The sequence below is a fragment of the Pseudomonas sp. R28(2017) genome, assembly GCF_002112505.1.
Taxonomy (GTDB): Bacteria; Pseudomonadota; Gammaproteobacteria; order Pseudomonadales; family Pseudomonadaceae; genus Aquipseudomonas.
In genome coordinates this window covers 367649-391890 of sequence record NZ_NEHW01000004.1, presented here as the reverse complement: position 1 = coordinate 391890, position 24242 = coordinate 367649, and the positions used below count along the sequence as shown (strand labels likewise).

20 protein-coding genes are annotated in these 24242 nt (G+C 62.6%); 15 read left to right on the top strand and 5 right to left on the bottom strand.

Annotation, left to right across the window (positions count from 1 at the left end):
• The first annotated feature begins 23 nt into the window (after positions 1-23).
• A complete protein-coding gene (rnt, locus tag CAF78_RS09805) occupies positions 24-635 on the top strand; it encodes a ribonuclease T (RefSeq protein ID WP_225923474.1) in 612 nt (203 codons plus the stop codon).
• A gap of 87 nt (positions 636-722) precedes the next feature.
• Here the strand turns inward: rnt and CAF78_RS09800 are convergent, their stop codons facing one another.
• Entirely contained in the window at positions 723-1325 is a 603-nt protein-coding gene (locus CAF78_RS09800) for a peroxiredoxin (RefSeq protein WP_027918971.1), read from the bottom strand.
• Positions 1326-1538: 213 nt separating this feature from the next.
• On the opposite strand from CAF78_RS09800, the gene CAF78_RS09795 reads away from it, so the two are divergent.
• Together CAF78_RS09795 and bfr are read left to right on the top strand one after the other, a co-directional pair.
• Positions 1539-1760: a bacterioferritin-associated ferredoxin gene (locus tag CAF78_RS09795; RefSeq protein ID WP_085675228.1), complete on the top strand. Its 222-nt coding sequence runs from the start codon at positions 1539-1541 to the stop codon at positions 1758-1760.
• A 201-nt stretch (positions 1761-1961) separates the two neighbouring features.
• Positions 1962-2435: a bacterioferritin gene (gene bfr / locus CAF78_RS09790; RefSeq protein ID WP_003258014.1), complete on the top strand. Its 474-nt coding sequence runs from the start codon at positions 1962-1964 to the stop codon at positions 2433-2435.
• Between the two features lie 57 nt (positions 2436-2492).
• Here bfr and grxD read toward each other — a convergent pair whose 3' ends face one another.
• Both grxD and CAF78_RS09780 read right to left on the bottom strand, forming a co-directional pair.
• The gene (grxD, locus tag CAF78_RS09785; RefSeq protein ID WP_003254949.1) at positions 2493-2828 is read right to left on the bottom strand and encodes a Grx4 family monothiol glutaredoxin; all 336 of its coding nucleotides are present in this window, start codon (positions 2826-2828) and stop codon (positions 2493-2495) included.
• 91 nt (positions 2829-2919) lie between these two features.
• Positions 2920-5028, bottom strand: a complete 2109-nt coding sequence (locus CAF78_RS09780; protein ID WP_085675227.1) for a molybdopterin oxidoreductase family protein — start codon at positions 5026-5028, stop codon at positions 2920-2922.
• A 383-nt stretch (positions 5029-5411) separates the two neighbouring features.
• On the opposite strand from CAF78_RS09780, the gene argF reads away from it, so the two are divergent.
• Together argF and CAF78_RS09770 are read left to right on the top strand one after the other, a co-directional pair.
• Positions 5412-6332, top strand: coding sequence for an ornithine carbamoyltransferase (gene argF / locus CAF78_RS09775; RefSeq protein WP_085675226.1), 921 nt, complete (start codon positions 5412-5414; stop codon positions 6330-6332).
• Positions 6329-7438, top strand: coding sequence for an ABC transporter ATP-binding protein (locus tag CAF78_RS09770; RefSeq protein WP_085675225.1), 1110 nt, complete (start codon positions 6329-6331; stop codon positions 7436-7438). The genes argF and CAF78_RS09770 overlap by 4 nt, the downstream gene beginning before the upstream one ends.
• Before the next feature lie 40 nt (positions 7439-7478).
• Here the strand turns inward: CAF78_RS09770 and ybaK are convergent, their stop codons facing one another.
• A complete protein-coding gene (gene ybaK, locus CAF78_RS09765) occupies positions 7479-7949 on the bottom strand; it encodes a Cys-tRNA(Pro) deacylase (RefSeq protein WP_085675224.1) in 471 nt (156 codons plus the stop codon).
• Between the two features lie 302 nt (positions 7950-8251).
• On the opposite strand from ybaK, the gene CAF78_RS09760 reads away from it, so the two are divergent.
• The 4 genes from CAF78_RS09760 to glpD all read left to right on the top strand — a co-directional run bounded on the left by CAF78_RS09760 (position 8252) and on the right by glpD (position 13216).
• Positions 8252-9103: an MIP/aquaporin family protein gene (locus CAF78_RS09760; RefSeq protein WP_085675223.1), complete on the top strand. Its 852-nt coding sequence runs from the start codon at positions 8252-8254 to the stop codon at positions 9101-9103.
• A gap of 41 nt (positions 9104-9144) precedes the next feature.
• Complete coding sequence (gene glpK, locus CAF78_RS09755; protein WP_085675222.1) at positions 9145-10644, top strand: glycerol kinase GlpK; 1500 nt, start codon at positions 9145-9147, stop codon at positions 10642-10644.
• A gap of 102 nt (positions 10645-10746) precedes the next feature.
• Positions 10747-11502, top strand: coding sequence for a DNA-binding transcriptional repressor GlpR (gene glpR, locus CAF78_RS09750; protein ID WP_085675221.1), 756 nt, complete (start codon positions 10747-10749; stop codon positions 11500-11502).
• A gap of 175 nt (positions 11503-11677) precedes the next feature.
• Positions 11678-13216, top strand: coding sequence for a glycerol-3-phosphate dehydrogenase (glpD, locus tag CAF78_RS09745; RefSeq protein ID WP_085675292.1), 1539 nt, complete (start codon positions 11678-11680; stop codon positions 13214-13216).
• Positions 13217-13258: 42 nt separating this feature from the next.
• Here the strand turns inward: glpD and CAF78_RS09740 are convergent, their stop codons facing one another.
• Entirely contained in the window at positions 13259-17473 is a 4215-nt protein-coding gene (locus tag CAF78_RS09740; protein ID WP_085675220.1) for an NEL-type E3 ubiquitin ligase domain-containing protein, read from the bottom strand.
• Between the two features lie 238 nt (positions 17474-17711).
• On the opposite strand from CAF78_RS09740, the gene CAF78_RS09735 reads away from it, so the two are divergent.
• The 6 genes from CAF78_RS09735 to CAF78_RS09710 all read left to right on the top strand — a co-directional run bounded on the left by CAF78_RS09735 (position 17712) and on the right by CAF78_RS09710 (position 24224).
• Complete coding sequence (locus CAF78_RS09735; RefSeq protein WP_085675219.1) at positions 17712-18629, top strand: glutamate/aspartate ABC transporter substrate-binding protein; 918 nt, start codon at positions 17712-17714, stop codon at positions 18627-18629.
• A 146-nt stretch (positions 18630-18775) separates the two neighbouring features.
• Positions 18776-19522, top strand: a complete 747-nt coding sequence (locus CAF78_RS09730; protein ID WP_085675218.1) for an amino acid ABC transporter permease — start codon at positions 18776-18778, stop codon at positions 19520-19522.
• Positions 19523-20194, top strand: coding sequence for an amino acid ABC transporter permease (locus tag CAF78_RS09725; RefSeq protein ID WP_085675217.1), 672 nt, complete (start codon positions 19523-19525; stop codon positions 20192-20194).
• Positions 20191-20925 (top strand): amino acid ABC transporter ATP-binding protein, encoded by a 735-nt coding sequence (locus CAF78_RS09720; protein WP_003258023.1) that lies wholly within the window; start codon positions 20191-20193, stop codon positions 20923-20925. Before CAF78_RS09725 ends, CAF78_RS09720 begins: the two co-directional genes overlap by 4 nt.
• A gap of 69 nt (positions 20926-20994) precedes the next feature.
• Positions 20995-22899, top strand: coding sequence for an ATP-binding protein (locus CAF78_RS09715; protein ID WP_085675216.1), 1905 nt, complete (start codon positions 20995-20997; stop codon positions 22897-22899).
• Positions 22896-24224, top strand: coding sequence for a sigma-54 dependent transcriptional regulator (locus tag CAF78_RS09710; protein ID WP_085675215.1), 1329 nt, complete (start codon positions 22896-22898; stop codon positions 24222-24224). The genes CAF78_RS09715 and CAF78_RS09710 overlap by 4 nt, the downstream gene beginning before the upstream one ends.
• Positions 24225-24242: the final 18 nt, after the last annotated feature.

Below are 24242 nucleotides of genomic sequence, written 5' to 3'. Positions count from 1 at the left end.
TCGGCAGCGGTTCGCGCCACCCGATGGCCGAGCGCTTCCGTGGCTATCTTCCGGTAGTGGTGGATGTCGAGACCGGCGGCTTCAACAGCGCCACCGACGCCCTGCTGGAAATTGCCGCGGTGACCATCGGCATGGACGAGAAGGGCTTCCTGTTCCCCGAGCACACCTACTTCTACCGGGTCGAGCCGTTCGAAGGGGCCAACATCGAGCCGGCCGCGCTGGAGTTCACCGGCATCAAGCTGGACCACCCGCTGCGCATGGCCGTGAGCGAGGAAAGCGCGCTCACCGACATTTTCCGCGGTGTGCGCAAGGCGCTGAAGGCCAACGGCTGCAAACGGGCGATCCTGGTCGGTCACAACAGCAGCTTCGACCTTGGCTTCCTCAATGCGGCGGTAACGCGTAACGATATCAAGCGTAACCCGTTCCACCCATTCTCCAGCTTCGACACCGCGACCCTGGCGGGCCTTGCCTACGGCCAGACCGTGCTGGCACGGGCCTGCCAGAGCGCCGACATCGACTTCGACGGCCGCGAGGCGCACTCGGCCCGTTACGACACCGAGAAGACTGCCGAGCTGTTCTGCGGCATCGTCAACCGCTGGAAGGAAATGGGCGGCTGGCGCGACTTCAACGACTGAGTCGCAATCCTGGGGCCGCTTTGCGGCCCCAGATGTCAGGCACAAAAAAACCGGCCACATGGGCCGGTTTTTTTGTGCGCGTGGCAATTACAGCTTGCCAGCGTTCTCGCTCAGGTAAGCAGCAACGCCTTCTGGCGAAGCGGTCATGCCCTGGTCGCCTTTCTTCCAGTTGGCCGGGCAGACTTCGCCGTGCTCTTCGTGGAATTGCAGGGCGTCGACCAGGCGCAGCAGCTCGTCCATGTTGCGGCCCAGTGGCAGGTCGTTGACGATCTGCGAACGGACAACACCGTTGGTGTCGATCAGGAAGGCGCCACGGAAGGCTACGCCGCCTTCGGACTCGACGTCGTAGGCCTTGCAGATTTCGTGGGTGATGTCGGCCGCCAGGGTGTACTTGACCTGGCCGATACCGCCGGCGTTGACCGGGGTGTTACGCCATGCGTTGTGGGTGAAGTGCGAGTCGATCGAAACGCCGATCACTTCAACGTTGCGCGCCTGGAAGTCAGGAATGCGGTTGTCCAGGGCGATCAGCTCGGACGGGCAGACGAAGGTGAAGTCCAGTGGGTAGAAGAACACCAGGCCGTACTTGCCCTTGATGGCCGAGGCCAGGTTGAAGCTGTCGACGATTTCGCCGTTGCCCAGGACGGCTGGGACGGTGAAGTCGGGGGCTTGTTTGCCAACGAGTACGCTCATTGTAATCTCCTAGTGAGAGTGGAAAACCGTTTGCCGGGCCAAGCAGGCCTGCCCGACATCCAACAAAGGCCGACCATCATACACGGCTTCCGGTGACAGGCCGAATGCAACCGTCGGTCGCTCAAGCACGGCCCTTCCAGAAAGTCCTTTGACAAGCATTCTCATTAACATTAAGCTCCAACCCATCGACTCAACCCGCGATGGTCAGCCCCTATGTATGTGTGTCTTTGTGTCGGCGTCACCGACGGACAGATCCGCGATGCGATCTATGAAGGATGCTGCAGTTACAAGGAAGTCCGAGCGGCGACCAACGTCGCCAGCCAGTGTGGCAAATGTGCCTGCCTGGCCAAACAGGTGGTCCGCGAGACCCTCACCGAATTACAGGTGAGCCAGCACGCCGCACTGCCCTATCCTGTGGAATTTAGTGCTGCCTGATATTACAGAATTTGAAGAACCGGACCACGTGTCCGGTTTTTTTATGCCTGCATATCAATAAGTTAGCGCTCCAACGCGGTTCACAAACATTCTTATTCCTATTAATTTTCACTTATTATTCAATAACTTAGGTTTGACAGCCCTGGGTATCAGGCTCAAACTTCCCTGTATTGGCACACTTCTACAGGGCAGGAACCCGACATGAAAGGCGACGTGAGCGTCATCCAGCATCTCAACAAGATCCTCGGAAACGAGCTGGTCGCGATCAACCAGTACTTCCTGCACGCACGCATGTACGAAGATTGGGGCCTGAACAAGCTCGGCAAGCACGAGTACAAAGAATCGATCGACGAGATGAAACACGCTGACAAATTGATCAAGCGTATTCTCTTCCTCGAGGGCATCCCCAACGTTCAGGACCTGGGCAAGCTGCTGATCGGCGAGCACACCAAAGAAATGCTCGAGTGCGACCTGAAGATCGAACAGAAAGGCCTGGTCGACCTGAAAGCCGCCATCGCCCACTGCGAAACCGCTGGCGACTTCGGTTCGCGTGACATGCTCGAAGACATCCTCGAGTCCGAGGAAGAACACATCGACTGGCTGGAAACCCAGCTGGGCCTGATCGACAAGATCGGCATCGAGAACTACCTGCAGTCGCAGATGGGCGAAGAGTAAATTCCCTGCCCATGAAAAAACCCGCCTTGCGCGGGTTTTTTTATGGCTGCCTGATAATCAGGCTTCCGAAGCCTTGGCCTTGGCGGCTGCTTCCTTGATCAGGGTCTGCAGCTCACCCTTCTCGAACATTTCCAGCATGATGTCGCTACCGCCAACCAGCTCACCGGCTACCCACAGCTGCGGGAAGGTCGGCCAGTTGGCGTATTTTGGCAGGTTGGCGCGGATTTCCGGGTTCTGCAGGATGTCGACGTAGGCGAACTTCTCGCCGCAACCCATCACAGCCTGCGAGGCACGCGCGGAGAAGCCACACTGCGGGGCATTCGGCGAGCCTTTCATGTAAAGCAGAATGGTGTTGTTGGCAATCTGCTCTTTGATCGTTTCGATGATATCCATGTAGCACCTCGGCTGAACTTTCCGACGCGGTCGTCGGCACGGTGACGCATTGTATCGGAAAGCCGAGCAGCGTGCTCGGCCTTACCGTTGCTCATGCGGCCTCGACCTGCACGGGCACGCCATTGAGCGCAGCGTTACCGGAAACCTGATCACGCAGGCGTTCATCCGTGAGGTCGTTGGCACTCACACCCGCTTGTGCCTGGGCAACCTGCAACTGCACGCCCTGGCGGCCATGGCCGAAACCATGGGGCAGGCTGACCACCCCGGGCATCATGTCTTCACAGGCCTGCACCTCGACCTCCAGCGTGCCGGTGCGCGAACGGATACGCACCCGCTGGCCATCCTGCAGTTGCCGCTGTTGCAGGTCGTGCGGGTGCATCAGCAGTTGATGGCGCGGCTTGCCTTTGACCAGGCGATGGAAGTTGTGCATCCACGAATTGTTGCTGCGCACGTGGCGGCGGCCGATCAGCAGCAACTCGCCCGGCGCAGGCGGCACTTGCAGGGCCAACCGCTGCAGGTCATCCAGCAGCACCTGTGGTGCCGCCTCGACGGTTTTGCTGGCGGTTGCCAGGCGCGCCTGCAGGTTGGCGCGCAGTGGCCCCAGGTCAAGCCCGTGGGGGTACTCATCCAAGGCCTGCAGCGAGAGATTCCAGGCGCTGCTTTCGCCATAACGGCCTTTGCGCAGGGCCACATCGATCATCTGCGCCGGTGGCCAGGTCGGTTTGAGTTCGAGCGCTGCGCGTTTGGCGAACGCCTGCGCCAGGCCGACGAAGATCTCCCAGTCGTGCAAGGCACCTTCCGGCTTGGCCAGGATGGCGCGATTGAAGCGGGTCACATTGCGCACGGCCAGCAGGTTGAAGGTGCTGTCGTAATGGTCGTTTTCCAGCGCCGAGGTCGAAGGCAGGATCAGGTCGGCATGGCGGGTGGTTTCATTGATATAGAGGTCGATGCTGAGCATGAACTCGAGCCCGTCCAGCGCCGCATCCAGCTGCCGGCCATTGGGCGTGGACAGCACCGGATTGCCGGCTACCGTCACCAGGGCGCGCACCTGGCCCTCCCCGGGGGTCAGCATCTCTTCAGCCAGGGCCGCCACCGGCAACTCGCCGCCATACTCGGGCAGGCCCGAAACCCGGCTCTGCCAAGCGTTGAAATGGCCACCCGAAGTGGTTGCCACCAGGTCGACCGCAGGTTCGGTACACAGTGCCCCACCCGCCCGGTCGAGGTTGCCGGTCACCAGGTTGATCAATTGCACCAGCCAGTGACACAGCGTGCCGAACGCTTGGGTCGATACCCCCATGCGCCCATAGCAGACCGCCTTGTCGGCAGCGGCAAAGTCCCGTGCCAGTTGGCGTATCTGCGTTGCGGCAATGCCACAGTGAGCGCTCATCGCCTCTGCGCTGAACGGCAGGATCGCTTCACGCACTTGCTCCAGGCCAGTCACCGGCAGATGCGATCCGCGGGTGAGATCCTCGTCGAACAAGGTGTTGAGCAACCCACAGAGCAAGGCCGCATCGCCACCGGGCCGGATGAACAGATGCTGGTCGGCCATGGCGGCGGTTTCGCTGCGCCGGGGGTCGACCACCACCAGGCGGCCACCACGGCCACGCAGGGCTTGCAGGCGCTTTTCCACGTCCGGCACGGTCATGATGCTGCCATTGGAGGCCAGAGGGTTGCCGCCGAGTATCAGCATGAAGTCGGTGTGGTCGATGTCCGGGATCGGCAGCAACAGCCCATGGCCATACATCAGGTGGCTGGTCAGGTGTTGCGGCAACTGGTCCACCGAGGTGGCAGAGAAGCGGTTGCGCGTCTTGAGCAGGCCCAGGAAGTAGTTGCTGTGAGTCATCAGCCCGTAGTTGTGTACGCTCGGGTTGCCCTGATACACCGCCACGGCATTGCGCCCATGCGCCTGCTGGATCGCCCACAGCCTGTCGGCAGCCAGGGCGAAGGCCTGGTCCCAGCCGATCGCCTGCCACTGATCGCCCACCCGCAGGTGTGGCTGACGCAGGCGATCAGGGTCGTTCTGGATGTCTTGCAAGGCCACCGCCTTGGGGCAGACATGACCGCGGCTGAAAGGGTCCTGAGGGTCGCCCTTGATCGAGCTGATCAGCGCCCGCCCGTCGTGTTCATGGCTGACTTCGATGTTCAGCCCGCAGATCGCTTCGCACAGGTGACAGGCACGGTGATGCAGGGTCTTGGTCATGGCCGCCTCTGCCTTGCTCGTGTAAGGAATGGTCGAGCAACGACTATGCGCCTCCGCCCGTACACCGGCCAGCGCACTTCGCGGCATGAATCCCGCGACATCAGGCGCACGATTCGCGACAGGCATTTGCCAAATTGCCAGCAAGCCGTGTACAACCTGCTGTAGCAAATAAAAAACAGCACTGGCTCAAGGGGTACGACACCCTTTGCAACATCTTAAGAACGAGCTGCTGTTTCCCCTCTTGGTTTCAGGCGACATTTAATTATAGTATTGCGCCTTTCCCCATTTCGTCCGCCCCGTGCGGCTTACGCCGCAGGTCACTCCCGTTGTCAAAAAAAACCATACGGTCGACCTGCATACCGTTGCAGATAAGGTAGTCAATCATGAGCGCTAGGCACTTTCTCTCCCTGCTGGATTTCACCACCGACGAATTGCTCGGTGTGATCCGCCGAGGCATCGAGCTGAAGGACCTGCGCAAGCGCGGCGTGCTGTTCGAACCCCTGAAGAACCGCGTGCTGGGCATGATCTTCGAAAAGTCCTCGACCCGTACCCGCGTGTCGTTCGAAGCCGGCATGATCCAGCTCGGTGGCCAAGCCATCTTCCTGTCGCCCCGTGACACCCAGCTGGGCCGTGGCGAGCCGATCAGCGACAGCGCCATCGTGCTCTCGAGCATGGTCGACGCGGTGATGATCCGTACCCACGCCCACAGCACCCTGACCGAGTTCGCGGCCCATTCGCAGGTACCGGTGATCAACGGCCTGTCCGACGAATCGCACCCCTGCCAGCTGCTGGCCGACATGCAGACGTTCATCGAACACCGCGGCTCGATCCAGGGCAAGACCGTGACCTGGATCGGTGATGGCTTCAACATGTGCAACTCGTACATCGAGGCCGCCCTGCAGTTCGATTTCCAGCTGCGCATCGCGTGCCCCGAGGGCTATGAACCCGATCAGCGCTTCCTCGCGCTGGGCGGTGACCGCGTGCAGATCATTCGTGATGCCAGGGAAGCCGTACGCGGCGCGCACCTGGTGGTCACCGATGTCTGGACTTCCATGGGCCAGGAGGAGGAAACTGCACGGCGCCTGGCGCACTTCGCGCCGTACCAGGTCACCCGCGAACTGCTCGACCTGGCGGCACCCGACGTCCTCTTCATGCACTGCCTCCCCGCCCACCGTGGCGAGGAAATCAGCCAGGACCTGCTCGGCGACCCGCGTTCGGTTGCCTGGGACGAGGCTGAAAACCGCTTGCATGCACAGAAGGCCCTTCTCGAATTCCTTGTCGAACCGGCTTACCACCACGCATGAGTCAACCCCTACTGCTCAACCTGCGCAACCTCGCCTGCGGCTACGGCGAGCAGCGCATCGTCCAGAACCTCAACCTGCACCTGAACGCAGGCGACATCGGTTGCCTGCTGGGCTCCTCGGGTTGCGGCAAGACCACCACCCTGCGCGCCATCGCCGGCTTCGAGCCGGTACATGAAGGTGAGATCCAGCTGGCTGGCGAGGTCATTTCCCGCGCAGGCTTCACCCTGGCCCCGGAAAAACGCCGGATCGGCATGGTGTTCCAGGACTATGCGCTGTTCCCGCACCTGACCGTGGCGCAGAACATTGCCTTCGGCATCGCCAAGCACCCGCGCCAGGCGCAGGTGATCGAAGAGATGCTCGAACTGGTCAAGCTCGGCGGCCTCGGTGCGCGCTACCCGCATGAGCTGTCGGGTGGCCAGCAACAGCGAGTCGCCCTGGCCCGCGCACTGGCACCGGAACCACAGCTGCTGCTGCTCGATGAGCCGTTCTCCAACCTCGATGTGGAGCTGCGCCGGCGCCTGAGCCACGAAGTGCGCGACATCCTCAAGAGCCGCGGCACCAGCGCGATCCTGGTGACCCATGACCAGGAAGAAGCCTTCGCCGTCAGCGACCACGTCGGCGTGTTCAAGGAAGGCCGGCTCGAGCAGTGGGACACGCCCTACAACCTGTATCACGAACCGCAGACGCCGTTCGTGGCCAGTTTCGTCGGCCAGGGTTACTTCATCCGTGGCCAGATGAGCAGCCATGAAGCGGTCAATACCGAGCTGGGTGAACTGCGTGGCAACCGTGCCTACACCATGGCGCCGGGCAGCTCGGTGGATGTGCTGCTGCGCCCTGATGACATCGTGCCGGCCCCGGGCAGCGCGCTGCAGGCGAACATCGTTGGCAAGAGTTTCCTTGGCGCGTCGACGCTGTACCGCTTGCAGTTGCCGACGGGCAGCCAGCTCGAGGCGATCTTCCCGAGCCATATCGACCACCAGGTCGGTGAGGATGTGGGGATTGCGGTGAAGGCCGACCACCTGGTGCTGTTCCCGGTGCCGGGCAGTGTCGCGACGCAGTTGTCACGCCAGGAGAATGGCGTTCGCCGCTACAGTTCGGCGACCTGATTGCAGAGCCCTGGGGCCGCTTTGCGGCCCCCTTGCAATCTCAGCCGCGACCAATCCCGGCGAATTTGCCCTGGGTATGCTCGGCCAGCACCGCCGCCGCCAACTCGACCTCCAGCCCCCGCCGCCCGGCGCTGACATGGATGGTTGCAAAGTTGTGCGCCGAATCATCGATGAACGTGCGCAGGCGCTTCTTCTGCCCCAACGGGCTGATCCCGCCCACCAGATAGCCCGTCGCCCGCTGAGCCGCTGCCGGGTCGGCCATTTCGCATTTCTTCACCCCGGCCGCATGGGCCAGGGCCTTGAGGTCCAGCGTCCCCACCACCGGCACCACCGCCACCAGCAGCTCGCCCTTCTCGCTGCTCGCCAGCAAGGTCTTGAACACCTGCTGCGGATCGAGCCCGAGTTTTTCCGCCGCCTCCAGCCCGTATGACGCCGACTTGGGGTCATGTTCATAGCTGTGCACGCGATGTTCGGCGCGGGCTTTTTTCAACAGGTCGAGTGCGGGGGTCATGCAATGCTCCGGTCTGGGACAGGTCGCGGCTACTTTAGGGCAAATCCCAGATCCCAGCCAGCCAATGGCTGACGCCGCGCTCTACTTCGGGCATCCGCCCGTGAAACAGGCAGCCAAAACGTGACTACCCGTTCACTTTCGACCTTTGACATCAGCGTTTCTTGTCTATATTTTTTCGTTTCTGAATAAATGGTGCACTTTTAAGGTGCGCTTCTCAACACCCGCCTGAGGTCAATGGGGATAGACACCAGGCTTTGCTGTCGAGCGCTTCGCGCCTCACAACAAAAACAACGAGGTCATACATGACGACTGCTCTACGCGAATCTACGCTGTCCAGCCAATGCCTGGCCGAGTTTCTCGGCACCGCCTTGCTGATCTTCTTCGGTACCGGCTGCGTCGCCGCGCTCAAAGTTGCAGGCGCCAGCTTCGGCCTCTGGGAAATCAGCATCATCTGGGGCGTCGGCGTGAGCATGGCGATCTACTTCACCGCTGGCATTTCCGGCGCACACCTGAACCCGGCCGTGAGCATCGCGCTGACCCTGTTCGCCGGCTTCGACAAGCGCAAGCTGCCGTTCTATGCACTGGCCCAGATCGCCGGGGCATTCTGTGGAGCGGCGCTGGTCTATACCCTCTACAGCAACCTGTTCTTCGATTTCGAACAGGCCCACGCCATGCTGCGTGGCAGCACCCAGAGCCTCGAGCTGGCCTCGGTGTTCTCGACCTATCCGCACCCATCACTTTCCACTGGCCAGGCGTTCCTGGTCGAAGTGGTGATCACCGCCATCCTGATGGCCGTGATCATGGCCCTGACCGATGACAACAACGGCTTGCCGCGCGGCGCCATGGCGCCGTTGCTGATCGGCCTGCTGATCGCCGTGATCGGCAGTGCCATGGGCCCACTGACCGGCTTCGCGATGAATCCCGCCCGTGATTTCGGGCCAAAGTTGATGACCTTCCTGGCTGGCTGGGGCGAAATCGCCTTCACTGGCGGTCGGGACATTCCGTATTTCCTGGTACCGGTGTTCGCACCGATCCTCGGCGCTTGCCTGGGTGCCGCGACCTATCGCGGCCTTATCGCCCGCAACCTGCCGACGGCGCAAGGCACAAGCGCCGAGACAACCGACAATCGCCAGGGCGATACTCAAGCCAACTGATGCTCACGCCCTGAACTCCTCTTTATGCAAGGCCTACGACCATGACAGACACCCAGGATAAGAACTACATCATCGCCCTGGACCAGGGCACCACCAGCTCGCGGGCGATCATCTTCGACCGCGATGCCAATGTGGTGGGTACCTCGCAGCGCGAGTTCGCTCAACACTACCCACAGGCTGGCTGGGTCGAGCACGACCCGATGGAGATCTTCGCCACCCAGAGCGCGACCATGGTCGAGGCCCTGGCCCAGGCCGGTATCAGTCATGCGCAGGTTGCCGCGCTGGGCATCACCAACCAGCGTGAGACCACCGTGGTGTGGGACAAGGAAACCGGCCGCCCGGTGTACAACGCCATCGTCTGGCAGTGCCGCCGCAGTACCGAGATCTGCGCCCAGCTCAAGCGCGATGGCCATGAGGCGTACATCCGCGAAGCCACCGGCCTGGTCACCGACCCGTACTTCTCCGGCACCAAGCTGAAGTGGATCCTCGATAACGTCGAAGGCGCCCGCGAACGCGCCGAGCGCGGCGAGCTGCTGTTCGGCACCATCGATACCTGGCTGATCTGGAAGTTCTCCGGCGGCAAGGTGCATGTCACCGACTACACCAACGCCTCGCGCACGCTGATGTTCAACATCCACAGCCTGCAATGGGACGACACGCTGCTGGAAATCCTCGGCATCCCGCGGCAGATGCTGCCAGAAGTGCGTCCGTCGTCGGAAGTGTACGGCCACACCAAGAGCGGTATCGCCATCGCCGGTATCGCCGGCGACCAGCAGTCGGCGCTGTTCGGCCAGATGTGCGTGGAGCCGGGCCAGGCCAAGAACACCTACGGCACCGGCTGCTTCCTGCTGATGAATACCGGCGACAAGGCCGTGAACTCCTCCCACGGCCTGCTCACCACCATCGCCTGCGGCCCGCGTGGCGAAGTGGCCTATGCCCTGGAAGGCGCGGTGTTCAATGGCGGCTCCACCGTCCAATGGCTGCGTGACGAGCTGAAGATCGTCAACGACGCACTGGACACCGAATACTTCGCCAGCAAGGTCAAGGACAGCAACGGCGTGTACCTGGTGCCGGCCTTCACCGGCCTGGGTGCGCCATACTGGGACCCATACGCCCGTGGCGCCCTGTTCGGCCTGACCCGCGGGGTCAAGGTCGACCACATCATTCGCGCCGCGCTGGAATCGATCGCCTACCAGACCCGCGACGTCCTCGAAGCCATGCAGCAGGACTGTGGCGAGCGTCTGTCGGAACTGCGCGTGGACGGTGGCGCGGTGGCCAACAACTTCCTCATGCAGTTCCAGGCCGACATCCTCGGCACTTGCGTGGAGCGCCCGAAAATGCGCGAAACCACCGCCCTCGGCGCCGCCTACCTGGCAGGCCTGGCCTGTGGCTTCTGGAGTGGCCTGGAAGAACTGCGCGACAAGGCGATCATCGAGCGCGAGTTCAGCCCGCAGCTGGACGAGGCGCAGAAAGAGAAACTGTATGCCGGCTGGAAGAAGGCCGTTGACCGCACCCGTGACTGGGAAGATCACGAGGCGTGACACACAGGGGGGCCGCGATCCGGCCCCCCATCCTCTACTGGCCGTAGTCCCCTTCCTACGGCATCATTGCAGAATTTGTCCGGCAGCCCCAAAGGACCGCCCATGAATCTGCCCCCACGCCAACAACAAATCCTCGAGCTGGTGCGCGACCGCGGCTACGTCAGCATCGAAGAAATGGCGCAGCTGTTCGTCGTCACCCCGCAAACCATCCGCCGCGACATCAACCAGCTCGCCGAGCTCAACCTGCTGCGTCGCTACCACGGCGGTGCGGCCTATGATTCGAGCATCGAGAACACCGCCTACGCCATGCGCGCCGACCAGATGCGCGATGAAAAACAGCGCATCGCCGAAGCCGTGGCCAAGCAGATTCCCGACCATGCGTCGCTTTTCATCAACATCGGCACCACCACCGAGTCGATTGCCCGGGCGCTGCTCAATCACAACCACTTGAAGGTCATCACCAACAACCTGCACGTGGCGGCGATTCTCGCGGCCAAGGACGACTTCGAGGTGTTGGTGGCGGGTGGCACGGTACGCCGCGATGGCGGGGTGGTCGGCCAGGCCAGCGTCGACTTCATCCACCAGTTCAAGGTCGACTTCGCCCTGGTCGGCATCAGCGGCATCGATGAAGACGGTAGCCTGCTCGACTTCGATTACCAGGAGGTGCGGGTGTCCCAGGCGATCATCGCCAACGCCCGGCAAGTCATCCTCGCCGCCGACTCCAGCAAGTTCGGGCGCAATGCCATGGTACGCCTGGGCTCGATCAGCCTGGTCGATTGCCTGGTGACCGACCAGGCGCCTACGCCTGCCCTCACCCAGCTGCTGAACCAGTACAAGATCCGCCTCGACGTGGTCTGAACGGTTCACGGGCCGCCAGGCGGCCCGCCATTTTCGTAATTGTTCACTTTTTTGTCATCCGATCAGTTTTTTCTATAAAGACTGACTGGCGACTGGCTTTCTGTTGCGCTAGTATTTTCGGAAACGAACATCAATGTTCATATTCGATGTGAACAGCCCCCAGGAGGCCTTGCCCGTGTCCCAGCCCGTTTCGTCCCAGCCCCCCCTCGCCGACTGCTATGACCTCGCCGTGATCGGCGGTGGCATCAATGGTGTGGGCATTGCTGCCGACGCCGCCGGGCGCGGGCTCAGCGTGTTTCTCTGTGAGCGGGACGACCTCGCCCAGCACACCTCTTCGGCCAGCAGCAAGTTGATCCACGGCGGCCTGCGCTACCTGGAGCACTATGAATTTCGCCTGGTTCGCGAAGCCCTGGCCGAGCGTGAGGTATTGCTGGCCAAGGCCCCGCACATCGTCAAGCCGATGCGTTTCGTGCTCCCGCACCGCCCGCACCTGCGCCCGGCCTGGATGATCCGTGCCGGCCTGTTCCTCTACGACCACCTGGGCAAGCGCAAGCGCCTGGGCGCCTCGCGCAGCCTGCGCTTCGGCCCGGGCTACCCGCTGAAACCGTCGATCACCCGTGGCTTCGAATATGCCGACTGCGCCGTGGACGATGCCCGCCTGGTGGTGCTCAACGCCATGGCCGCCCGCGAGCAGGGTGCGCACATCCGCACTCGCACCCGCTGCCTGCGTGCCGAGCGCGTGAATGGCGTGTGGCAGGTCGAGTTGCAGCATGCCGATGGCAGCCTGCAGACCATTCGCGCCCGCGCCCTGGTCAACGCCGCCGGCCCTTGGGTCGCCAGCTTCATCAAGGACGACCTCAAGCTCGATGCCCCTTACGGTATCCGCCTGATCCAGGGCAGCCACATCATCGTGCCGCGGCTGTATGACGGCGAACATGCCTACATCCTGCAGAACGAAGACCAGCGCATCGTGTTCTGCATTCCTTACCTCGACCGCTTTACCCTGATTGGCACCACCGACCGCGAATACAGTGGCGACCCTGCCAAGGTCGCCATCACCGAGCAGGAAACCGATTACCTGCTGAAGGTTGTCAATGAGCACTTCAACCATCAACTCCAGCGCAGCGACATCGTCCATACCTATTCCGGGGTACGCCCGCTGTGCAACGATGAATCGGACAACCCTTCGGCCGTGACCCGCGACTACACCCTGGCGCTGTCCGCCAGTGAAGGGCAGGCGCCTTTGCTGTCGGTGTTCGGTGGCAAACTGACGACATACCGCAAGCTGGCAGAGTCGGCCATGGCCGAGCTCAAGCCTCACTTCCCGCAGATGCGCGGCAGCTGGACCGCCGCCTCGCCACTGCCAGGCGGTGAGCAGATGAGCACCGTGCAAGCCTTGGTCGATGCCGTGCTGGCCCGTTGCGGCTGGCTGCCGGTGGATATCGCCAGGCGCTGGGCAGTCACCTACGGCAGCCGCGTGTGGCAGCTGCTGGAAGGTGTGCAAGGCCCGGAGGGCCTGGGCCAATCGATCGGCGGCGGCCTGTTCGGCCGTGAAGTGGATTACCTGGTCGAGCATGAATGGGCCGGCAGCGCCGATGACATCCTCTGGCGCCGCACCAAGCTTGGCCTGTTCACCAGCGCCGCAGAGCAGCAGGCACTGGTGCAATACCTGGACGACAAGCGCACAAGCCAGGCTGCAACTCGCGCGGCATGAGCGAACAGGGTCGCCGCCACGCAACGCAGGCGGCGACCGGCTTCAACCGGGTAATCGCGCCCAGGCTTCTTCCGCCAGCGTCCTCAGCAGCTGCTGCTCGGCGGCTTCCAGTTCACGCATCAACTCATCAGCCCTCTGCAGATAGAGCTGCTCGCCGTCGCTGGCAGCTTGCGCTTCATATTCGGCAAGACGCTGATGATAAGGCTCCGCCAGCGCATCGAAACGCTCGGCGTAGCGCTGCCTGGCGTAGCTGGCCCAGAAAGGCCGCTGCGCCAGCGTCTGCTGGATCTCTTCTGGCGTTTCGGCCTGAAGGACGTCCAGCTGCGCCGCGAGCAGGTCATCGTCCGTTACATTGGCGTACTGGGCATAATGCATGTCCTCTACCTGAACTGGCAGTTCCAGTGCCTGCGCCAGCTGGTTGCGGTACAACAGCCTCACTTCGATTTCATCGACCCTGCCTGTCGTATTGGCACGCATGTGCTGCACCTGCCTAGTGGCGATCGAGTCGACCAGATCCAGGCGGTGCAGCTGCCGGCCCAGGCGTACCAGGCTCTGCTCCACCTGGTTGGCCGGCACGCCGCTAACCCCCTGCTGCACCAATACACCGATTTCCAGCTGGTTTAGCATCAACAGCAAGCGGTCCTCGCAACTGCGCGGCCCTCCCACCTCACGAAAGATCTGCTCGCGTAGCGTCTCGTTGTGCTCACAGGCATCCAGAATGCGCCATACCCGTCGCCGGAAGTGCCCGGGGTGCTCGGCAAAATCATCACCCTGCCCCAGATCGGCCAGGAAGCGAAAAAGATCGTTCGACCCCGCCTCCTGGCGCAACCGGTCCCAGGACGCTTCGCGCTGCAGGCGAAGCGACCGGTCGCGGGTATGCGTCCACAGTTCACGCACCTCGCCGCCGGCTTCCCGGTGCTTGTATGATGCACTGCCCCGAGCGCCAGGCAGGACACCTGCGTGCCTCCGGTCGAGCTGTTCGTGGCTGGTCTGGTTCAACGGATTGTCATGCAGCTGAATACGCGCCAGTCGCAGATCCAACCCCTGCACTTCTTGCTGCAATTGGCGAATCCGGTTTTCTCGCGCGTCGATCATCGCTCGCCAGGAGGCACGCGAGAGCAGCTCTTGGACATCGACCAGCTCCGTCGCCCGCAGATGCAACTGCCGCACGTGCCGCAAACCCGAGAGATCAGGCGCTTGCCCCAACGGATTGAAACTGAGCTCGACGGTATCGAGCAGAGCGAGCGGGGCAAAACGGAGATTGGCCTGCTCATCGATCACGATTTGATTGCTGGTGAGGTTCAGACGCCGCAGGTGAGTGAGCCCCTCGATGCCAGGTGGCACTTGGGTAAGGCGATTTTCGCTGAGGTCCAGTTCGACCAGGTTAGGAAAACGCCCGAGGAAGTCCGGGGCGATGCTCTCCAGGTTCATGTTACGCAGGACCAGCCGATGTACATGGGCAAACTCCAAACCTGCGGGCAATGTCGGCAATTCGCTGACATGCTCACCGTCCAGCACCAACTCGTACTCGTCATTGACATCGACCAGTTTTCGCCGCCAGCTGCGACGCAAGGTATCGGCGACGCGACGTCGCCTGATGGCATCGGCTGGCGTCCGCCATTGCCCCTGCCATTCACTCAGGGCCCCGCGCAGTTCGGCAAGCTGGCGTTGCAGCAGTTGGTAGTGATCCCACAAGTTATGGCCTTGCGCCCGCACGGCATTCAGGTAGGCCTGCAACTGCAGTTCGCTGAGTGCCGGGAAGATCTGGTGGATGCCGCGTCTGATCGCCTGCTGGCTACTCTCCCCCCCGCCACTCAGCCGGTAACCCAGATGCCCGTCACCGAAACGCCTGGGCGGACGGATCGCTGCGCCTGAGGGGGCAAGGCCGATCAACCGCCCTGCCTGTTCTCGGTCGGCCGCAATGGTCGCCATCAGCCAGTCACGCAACTGCCTGGCACTCAGGCTTGTTGAACTCAACACGGCCTTCTGATCATCGTCCAGGCAAAGAACGAGGGCCTTGAGCAGCGACTCGCCAGCACCGACGTCGAGTGAGCCATCGCCGTCATAGAGGCTGTATCCTTGCTCGTGACGCACGATGAGCCGGGGCTTTGCAGCCGGTTCTGCGTGGCTGGCAAACAGCAATGGGCCTTCACGGCTGCCAGAACGCAGCTCTACCGGGTTAGTGGAGGGCCACGGCGCTTTGTGCGCCAGAAGCCCCATGACCAGCCTCTCGCTGTCCGGGCTAGCCATGCCATGCAGGCGCACGCCCAGGCAAGCATTGTCCAGGCGGGTTTGGCGAACATGAGCGCGCGCCCGTTCCGCCATGCCCAGTGGTACTCGCCCAGTGGCACGCAAATTCTCCAGCTGCGCTGAACAGGTGTGCCGGATGATTTCTTCGGCCCCACGTGGCGTCAGGCCCTTGAAAGCCGCCATCAGCACCGCCTGGTCTGGGTCAGCCGCCTGGCGCAGACCGCCCAGAGCCTCTTCGAACGCTGCGCCTTTGAGCGATGGCGAAGCATGGTGCAGGCCAATGCGCTCATGCATGTCCAGAATCCGGGCCGGGGCCGGGGCGTGTTCCACACACAGACGGCGCACCTTCTCAGCGTTGAAACCAGTGACCGTCAGCAAGGTGCGGGCATCATCCTCCAGCACGCTGCCAAACACTTGTGGGGCAAGCACTTGCAACAGTGCTACCGGGCTTTCTTCCAGATGCGCGCGCTGGCTGGGATGCCTGAGCTTCACTGTGCCATCAGCCGCCATCCCAGGCTCCAGCGCGTCGACGAATGCAATACGCGGCAGTACATGCACCGCGCCCGACACCGCCCCTGCCAGCGCCACGCTCTCGACCACGCCGAACAAATGATTCAGTGCTCCCTGGCGATCACCCAGCTGCCAGGCTTGGTAACCTTCGTAGACTTCGTCCAGCAACTGAACGGCGTTAACAAGCAACATCAACTCACCCAGCCCAGGAACGAAGAATGCCGCCATGCCCAACAGGTCCAGGCCGGCCGACTGCATCTGCTGCAAGCGCTCCTGCCGGCTCTGGCGATCTTCATCATCCGTCGGCACTGCGATGAAGCGCGCATCGTCGAAAATCCTGGCAACCTGCTGCGCTTGAGCATGGGCGAAAGCATCAACGGTGATGGGCAGGTTGCGGCCATCGAGCTCAATCACTGCCGGCGCAGCCGATGCCTTGAGCAACCGGTTGAGCGCCTGATCGAACCCGGCACGGTCACGAGCCTTGATGAAGCGGCTGAACCCGCTGCGGAACGTGGGCACACGCAAGCGTATGGCGATGTCCGCATAGACGTCTGACCAGCAATCGTAATGACGGATGGCTTTGTCCGGATCGCCCGGCATCCAGACGAAGATTTCATCGATTGCATCGCTGCCGGCCACTCGCCATTCCAGGGCGATCACGCCAACGATGCACTTGCCGAGCAGATAGAGCTGACGCGCAGTGAAGCTTCCCTTGGCGTCTACCCCCGGTTCGGGCCCGGCGAGATAGGCGAGCAGGCGCTGCAGGTCTGCTTCATCGATCTGTCGCTTGATCCTGGCCTCGTACACCTCGGCCCTCAGGCGAGCACGCAGACAGTCCTGAAACAGCTGCTCAACCCGCCGGCGAGCCTGGTCCCAAGGCTGACCGCGGCCGGATTTGGGCTGCAGCACACTCCTGAGTACCGCCTGATAACCCGCACCGATGTCCAGGCGGCGACAGATGCCGGCAAAACGCTCGAACGATAGCGCCAGCACAGCTCCCGGGCCGCCGTTCAGACTGGCCTTACGCCGCAGCCAAGGCTTGGTTTCATGATCCTGGAAGTTGTGCAGCGCAGCGGCGAGCAAACTGTGCCGGGAGGTGTAGGTGACCGTGGGTTTGTAGAGCTTCTCGGCGGCGGACGGCAGCTCGAACTGTTCATTGATCGAGACAAATGCCTGCCGGGGGTCGACATGCCCAAGCCCGGCTTCAAGCAGGGCTTTCTCAAGGCGAGGCAACGCGAATGCCTCGATGGACGGCACAGGCTTCAATAGCTGTCGAAGATGCTCGGCGTACCGTTGCTGCGCCACCAATGCCTGATGGTAGGCCTGGGCGTGCTCAGCCTCGGCCCCCGTGAGCCATCGGGGCAGGTTTCGCTCGATGAGATGGTCGACGGACGTTGCAGGAAAAACAGGATTCACCGCCACGGTGGGATCTCCAAACAGGAAAACCCCGATCTGAGCACGCGCCCTGGTCACCCTCGCGGTAGATAGATCAGCCATTCGGGTTTCCGAACGCAGGCAATCCATCCGTTCGGAAACCCGTAAGCACATGGCTGCACAGGATCACGAAAAATGGCTTGCTCCCCGCAGAACATGCGACGTTATGATCGATCCCAGAGCTTGGCACGACTCATGCTCTACACTTGGTAGCCGAATGCACTCGCTTCTTGTTGTATTCGTTGAACGAAGAGTCCGCCAACGGCTCCATAAAAAAAACAAACACGTCGAGGAAAATTTGATGCGTATCGTTCGTCACCTGTTGGGCGCAACCATCGCCGCCGCGATCATCGCTTCGCCAGCCATGGCTGAAGAACTGACCGGTACCCTGAAGAAGATCAAGGACTCGGGCACCATCACCCTGGGCCACCGCGACTCTTCCATTCCGTTTTCCTACCTGGCCGGCGGTCAAACGCCCGTGGGCTACTCCCACGACATCCAGCTGGCCGTGGTCGATGCCCTGAAGAAGCAACTGGGTACCGACATCAAGGTCAAGTACAACCTGGTCACCTCCCAGACCCGCATCCCGCTGGTGCAGAACGGCACCGTGGACCTTGAGTGCGGCTCCACCACCAACAACGTCGAGCGCCAGCAGCAAGTCGGCTTCACCGTAGGCATCTTTGAAGTCGGTACCCGTCTGCTGACCAAGGTCAAGGACGGTCAGCCGGCCTACAAGGATTTCCCGGACCTGGCCGGCAAGAACGTGGTGACCACCGCCGGCACCACATCCGAGCGCCTGCTCAAGGCGATGAACGCCGACAAGCAGATGAAGATGAACGTGATTTCCGCCAAGGACCACGGTGAAGCCTTCAACATGCTCGAAAGCGGCCGCGCCGTGGCCTTCATGATGGACGACGCGCTGCTCGCCGGCGAAATGGCCAAGGCACGCAAGCCGTCGGACTGGGTCATCACCGGTACCCCGCAGTCGTACGAAATCTACGGCTGCATGGTGCGCAAGGATGACGCGGCCTTCAAGAAAGCGGTCGATGACGCCATCGTCGGGTACTTCAAGTCGGGCGAAGTCAACAAGAGCTATGACAAATGGTTCCAGCAGCCGATCCCGCCAAAAGGCCTGAACCTTCAGTTCAAGATGAGCGACGAGCTGAAGAAACTGATCGCCGAGCCGACCGACAAGGCGGCGGACGAGAAGAAGTCCTGATCCTCAGCCAATAGTGGCCTGGTGCGCATCCGCACACGATTGAACCGACAGGCCACGTATTAGTGTCTACCCTTTCATCCGAGGGCGCCCAGCGCCCTTGGATGCTCGAAGGTGCCCGTGAAACAACCGTCTGAGGGGAAATCCCGATGAATTACAACTGGGACTGGGGCGTGTTCTTCAAGTCCACCGGCGTGGGCAGCGAGACCTATCTGGACTGGTACATCACCGGTCTGGGCTGGACCATCGCCATCGCCATCACCGCCTGGATCATCGCATTGCTGCTGGGGTCGGTCCTCGGCGTCATGCGGACCGTGCCGAACCGTCTGGTATCGGGCATCGCCACCGCCTATGTGGAACTGTTCCGCAACGTGCCGCTGCTGGTGCAACTGTTCATCTGGTACTTCCTGGTGCCGGACCTGCTGCCCGAAGGCCTGCAGGAATGGTTCAAGCAGGACCTCAACCCGACCACTTCGGCGCTGATCAGCGTGGTCATCTGCCTGGGCCTGTTCACCGCCGCCCGCGTCTGCGAGCAGGTACGCACCGGTATCCAGGCGCTGCCCCGCGGCCAGGAAGCCGCCGCCCGCGCCATGGGCTTCAGCCTGCCGCAGATCTACAACAACGTGCTGCTGCCGCAGGCCTACCGGATCATCATTCCGCCGCTCACCTCGGAATTCCTGAACGTGTTCAAGAACTCCTCGGTGGCCTCGCTGATCGGCCTGATGGAACTGCTGGCCCAGACCAAGCAGACCGCCGAATTCTCGGCCAACCTGTTCGAGGCCTTCACCCTGGCCACGCTGATCTACTTCACCCTGAACATGGGCCTGATGCTGCTGATGCGCATGGTCGAGAAGAAAGTCGCCGTGCCTGGCCTGATCTCCGTGGGGGGCAAGTAAATGGACATGGATTTCAGCGAAATCATCCCGGCCCTGCCTGCCCTCTGGGAAGGCATGCTCATGACCCTGCAACTGATGGTCATGGGCGTGGTCGGCGGCATCGTGCTGGGCACCATCCTGGCCTTGATGCGCCTGTCGTCGAGCAAGCTGCTGTCGCGCGTGGCCGGTGCCTACGTCAACTACTTCCGCTCGATCCCGCTGCTGCTGGTGATCACCTGGTTCTACCTGGCCGTGCCCTTCGTGCTGCGCTGGATCACTGGCGAGGACACCCCGGTGGGTGCCTTCACCTCGTGCGTGGTGGCGTTCATGATGTTCGAGGCCGCGTACTTCTGCGAAATCGTCCGTGCCGGCGTGCAGTCGATCTCCAAGGGCCAGATGGGCGCCGCCCAGGCCCTGGGCATGACTTACGGCCAGACCATGCGCCTGATCATCCTGCCCCAGGCCTTCCGCAAGATGACCCCGCTGCTGCTGCAGCAGAGCATCATCCTGTTCCAGGACACCTCGCTGGTGTACACCGTGGGCCTGGTGGACTTCCTCAACTCGGCACGCTCCAACGGCGACATCATCGGACGCTCCCATGAGTTCCTGATCTTCGCCGGGGTCGTGTACTTCGTCATCAGCTTCTCCGCTTCGTGGCTGGTCAAGCGCCTGCAAAAAAGGATCACCGTATGATTTCCATCAAGAACGTCAACAAGTGGTACGGCGACTTCCAGGTGCTGACCGACTGCAGCACCGAGGTCAAGAAGGGTGAAGTGGTTGTGGTCTGCGGCCCATCGGGCTCGGGCAAGTCGACCCTGATCAAGTGCGTCAACGCCCTGGAACCGTTCCAGAAAGGCGACATCGTGGTCGATGGCACCTCGATCGCCGACCCCAAGACCAACCTGCCCAAGCTGCGTTCGCGGGTGGGCATGGTGTTCCAGCACTTCGAACTGTTCCCGCACCTGAGCATCACCGAGAACCTGACCATCGCCCAGCGCAAGGTGCTCGGCCGCAGCGAGGCGGAAGCGACCAAGAAGGGCCTGGCCCTGCTCGACCGTGTCGGCCTTGGCGCCCACGCCAAGAAGCACCCCGGCCAGCTGTCCGGCGGCCAGCAGCAGCGTGTGGCGATTGCCCGCGCGCTGTCGATGGACCCGATCGTCATGCTGTTCGACGAACCGACCTCGGCGCTGGACCCTGAAATGGTCAACGAAGTACTGGACGTGATGGTCGAGTTGGCCCACGAAGGCATGACCATGATGTGCGTGACCCACGAAATGGGCTTCGCCCGTAAAGTGGCCAACCGGGTGATCTTCATGGACAAGGGCAACATCATCGAGGACTGCCAGAAGGAAGACTTCTTCGGCAACCCGAGCGCCCGCCACGAACGCACCCAGCACTTCCTCAGCAAAATCCTGCAACACTGATTCGGCAACAACGGCACCGCTGCCCGGGCTCGCCCGGCAGCGGATGCTGGCCGTGACAAGGCCACTGTGATGAAATGCGATCCCTCGCTTCTTCTCCCTGCCAAGCCTGCCGTGAAATCCCGCCTGATCCGTCAATTGCTGCTGCCGCCCCTGATCATCCTGCTGATGATCGGCCTAGGGCTTGCCGGCTATCTGGTCAGCGAGAGCAACGGCATCCGCACACTCAGCGAAAGTGGCGAGCGCGCGCTGGAGCTGCATGCGCGCACGGTCGAGAGCGAAATCAGCAAGTACACCTACCTGCCGAGCCTGCTCGAACTCGAAGACAGTGTCTCGCAGCTGCTCACCGACCCCGACGGTGCCAACCGGCAGACCGTCAATGAATACCTCGAAGGGCTGAACCGCCGTAGCCGCAGCCGCGCAATTTTCGTCCTCGATACCAATGGCCGTGTGCAGGCCACCAGCAACTGGCGCGATGCCGACTCGTTCCTTGGCGAAGACCTGTCGTTCCGTGCCTATTTCCAGACGGCCGTGCGCGGCGAGCCAGGTCGCTTCTATGGTATCGGCAGCACGACCGGCGAGGCCGGCTACTACCTGGCCCATGGCCTGGAAGAACACGGCAAGGTCATCGGCGTCGCAGTGATCAAGGTACGCCTGGACACCCTCGAGGAGCGCTGGCAACGCGCCCGCCTGGAAGCCTTCGTCAGCGATGAGAATGGCATCATCATCCTTTCCAGCGACCCGGCCCGGCGCCTGAAATCGGTGCGCCCGCTGACCCCGCAGATCAAGGAGCGCCTGGCGCGCAGCCTGCAATACTACTGGTGGCCACTGAACGAATTGCAGCCGCTGGCCCGCGAGACCCTGGCCGATGGCGTGGAGAAACTGACCTTCCCGGCCAACAGTGAAACCGGCCAGGGCAAGCCCCATGAGGTGGCCTACCTGGCACAGACCCGGCGCCTGGTCGATACCCCCTGGCACTTCACCCTGCTCACCCCGCTGCAGGACCTGCGCCGCGAATCCATGGTGCAGGGCATCCTGGTCGCCGTGGCCTTCGCCTTGCTGACGATCCTCGGCATTGCCTGGAACGAACGACGCAAGGTGATTGCCACCCGCCTGGCCGCCCGTGAAGCGCTGGAAGAAGCCAACAGCCAGCTGGAGCGGCGCATCGCCGACCGCACCGCCGACTTGCGCGCCAGCAACGAACGGCTCAAGGGCCAGATCCGCGAACGCCGCCACGCCGAGCAGACCTTGCGCCAGGCCCAGGACGAGCTGGTCCAGGCCGGCAAGCTGGCGGCGATCGGGCAGATGTCCACCAGCATCGCCCACGAGCTCAACCAGCCGCTGGCGGCGCTGCGCACACTGTCCGGCAATACCGTGCGTTTCCTCGAACGTGGCGCGCTTGAAACCGCCAGCACCAACCTGCGCACCATGAACGACCTGATCGACCGCATGGGCCGCATCACCGCCAGCCTGCGTTCGTTTGCCCGCCGCGGCGACGACAGCGGCCAGGCTTCGCTGGCCAAAGCGGTTGACGCCACGCTGCAGGTGTTGAGCGAACGCATCAGCGGCTGCCACCTGCAATTGCACCGCCAGTTCGACGACCAGCAACTGGCGATCGACCAGACCCGCCTCGAGCAGATCCTGGTCAACCTGATCGGCAACGCCCTCGACGCCATGGCCTGCGTGCCCCTGCCGGAACTCTGGCTCGAAGGTGAACAGCAAGGCGACAAGTACCGCCTGCAGGTGCGCGACAATGGCCACGGCATCGATGCCGAGGCACGCAAGCACCTGTTCGAACCCTTCTTCACCACCAAGCCGGGCGAACATGGCCTGGGCCTGGGGCTGACCCTGTCGGCGAGCCTTGCCGCCGCCGCCAAGGGCAGCCTGAACGTCGAGCACCCCGCCACGGGCGGCACGGCCTTCGTCCTCGCCCTCCCCTTGGTCACGCCCCCCAGCGAATCGGCAGAGCAACCATGAACCCAGCGCCACTTACCGTCCTGATCGTCGAAGACGACCCGCATGTGCTGCTCGGCTGCCAGCAGGCGCTGGCCCTGGAGGATATCGCCTGCGAAGGGGTCGGCAGTGCCGAACAGGCCCTGGAACGCATCGGCGATGATTTTGCCGGGATCGTCGTCAGCGATATCCGCTTGCCCGGCATCGATGGCCTGGAGCTGCTCAACCGCCTCAAGGCCCGCGACCGCAGCTTGCCGGTGGTGCTGATCACCGGCCACGGCGATATCGACATGGCGGTCGGCGCCATGCGCAATGGCGCCTACGACTTCATGGAAAAGCCCTTTTCGCCCGAGCGCCTGGTCGACGTGGTGCGCCGTGCGCTGGAGCAGCGCGGGCTGTCCCGCGAAGTGGTGGCGCTGCGCCGGCAACTGGCCGAACAAAGCAGCCTGGAGGGCCGCATCATCGGCCGCTCGCCAGCCATGGAGCACCTGCGCGAACTGATCGCCAACGTCGCCGATACCTCGGCCAACGTGCTGATCGAAGGTGAAACCGGCACCGGCAAGGAGCTGGTCGCCCGCTGCCTGCACGACTTCAGCCGGCGCCAGGGCCAACCGTTCGTGGCGCTGAACTGCGGCGGCCTGCCAGAAAACCTGTTCGAAAGCGAAATCTTCGGCCACGAAGCCAACGCCTTCACCGGCGCCGGCAAGCGCCGCATCGGCAAGATCGAACACGCCAACGGCGGCACGCTGTTCCTCGACGAAGTGGAAAGCATGCCGATCAACCTGCAGATCAAGCTGCTGCGCGTGCTGCAGGAACGCACCCTGGAGCGCCTGGGCTCGAACCAGAGCATTGCGGTGGATTGCCGGGTGATCGCGGCTACCAAATCCGACCTCGACGCGCTCGGCCAGACCGGGCAGTTCCGCAGCGACCTGTATTACCGCCTGAACGTGGTGACCCTTGAGCTGCCACCGCTGCGCGAGCGCCGGGAAGACATCCTGCAACTGTTCGAGCACTTCCTGCAGCAGTCGGCGCTGCGTTTCGACCGTGAAGCGCCGACGCTGGACAGCCAGACCTTGTCGCGGCTGATGGCCCACGACTGGCCGGGCAACGTGCGCGAGTTGCGCAATGTGGCCGAGCGTTTTGCCCTGGGATTGCCGGCTTTCAAGAAGGGGCCGAGCAGCGGTGCCAGCCAGGGGGTCGGGTTTGCCGAGGCGGTGGAAGCGTTCGAGCGCAACCTGCTCAGCGATGCCTTGCAGCGCACCGGCGGCAACCTCAGCCAGGCCAGCCAGGAACTGGGGATGGCCAAGACAACCCTGTTCGACAAGGTGAAGAAGTACGGGCTTGGTTGATCAATCGGTGTCGCCTGC

What these genes read in the sequence shown, in the direction of transcription:
- rnt (WP_225923474.1), top strand. Translation starts at nt 24, where the DNA reads ATGGCCGAGCGCTTCCGTGGCTATCTTCCGGTAGTGGTGGATGTCGAG.
- CAF78_RS09800 (WP_027918971.1), bottom strand. Translation starts at nt 1,325, where the DNA reads ATGAGCGTACTCGTTGGCAAACAAGCCCCCGACTTCACCGTCCCAGCC.
- CAF78_RS09795 (WP_085675228.1), top strand. Translation starts at nt 1,539, where the DNA reads ATGTATGTGTGTCTTTGTGTCGGCGTCACCGACGGACAGATCCGCGAT.
- bfr (WP_003258014.1), top strand. Translation starts at nt 1,962, where the DNA reads ATGAAAGGCGACGTGAGCGTCATCCAGCATCTCAACAAGATCCTCGGA.
- grxD (WP_003254949.1), bottom strand. Translation starts at nt 2,828, where the DNA reads ATGGATATCATCGAAACGATCAAAGAGCAGATTGCCAACAACACCATT.
- CAF78_RS09780 (WP_085675227.1), bottom strand. Translation starts at nt 5,028, where the DNA reads ATGACCAAGACCCTGCATCACCGTGCCTGTCACCTGTGCGAAGCGATC.
- argF (WP_085675226.1), top strand. Translation starts at nt 5,412, where the DNA reads ATGAGCGCTAGGCACTTTCTCTCCCTGCTGGATTTCACCACCGACGAA.
- CAF78_RS09770 (WP_085675225.1), top strand. Translation starts at nt 6,329, where the DNA reads ATGAGTCAACCCCTACTGCTCAACCTGCGCAACCTCGCCTGCGGCTAC.
- ybaK (WP_085675224.1), bottom strand. Translation starts at nt 7,949, where the DNA reads ATGACCCCCGCACTCGACCTGTTGAAAAAAGCCCGCGCCGAACATCGC.
- CAF78_RS09760 (WP_085675223.1), top strand. Translation starts at nt 8,252, where the DNA reads ATGACGACTGCTCTACGCGAATCTACGCTGTCCAGCCAATGCCTGGCC.
- glpK (WP_085675222.1), top strand. Translation starts at nt 9,145, where the DNA reads ATGACAGACACCCAGGATAAGAACTACATCATCGCCCTGGACCAGGGC.
- glpR (WP_085675221.1), top strand. Translation starts at nt 10,747, where the DNA reads ATGAATCTGCCCCCACGCCAACAACAAATCCTCGAGCTGGTGCGCGAC.
- CAF78_RS09740 (WP_085675220.1), bottom strand. Translation starts at nt 17,473, where the DNA reads ATGGCTGATCTATCTACCGCGAGGGTGACCAGGGCGCGTGCTCAGATC.
- CAF78_RS09735 (WP_085675219.1), top strand. Translation starts at nt 17,712, where the DNA reads ATGCGTATCGTTCGTCACCTGTTGGGCGCAACCATCGCCGCCGCGATC.
- CAF78_RS09730 (WP_085675218.1), top strand. Translation starts at nt 18,776, where the DNA reads ATGAATTACAACTGGGACTGGGGCGTGTTCTTCAAGTCCACCGGCGTG.
- CAF78_RS09725 (WP_085675217.1), top strand. Translation starts at nt 19,523, where the DNA reads ATGGACATGGATTTCAGCGAAATCATCCCGGCCCTGCCTGCCCTCTGG.
- CAF78_RS09720 (WP_003258023.1), top strand. Translation starts at nt 20,191, where the DNA reads ATGATTTCCATCAAGAACGTCAACAAGTGGTACGGCGACTTCCAGGTG.
- CAF78_RS09715 (WP_085675216.1), top strand. Translation starts at nt 20,995, where the DNA reads ATGAAATGCGATCCCTCGCTTCTTCTCCCTGCCAAGCCTGCCGTGAAA.
- CAF78_RS09710 (WP_085675215.1), top strand. Translation starts at nt 22,896, where the DNA reads ATGAACCCAGCGCCACTTACCGTCCTGATCGTCGAAGACGACCCGCAT.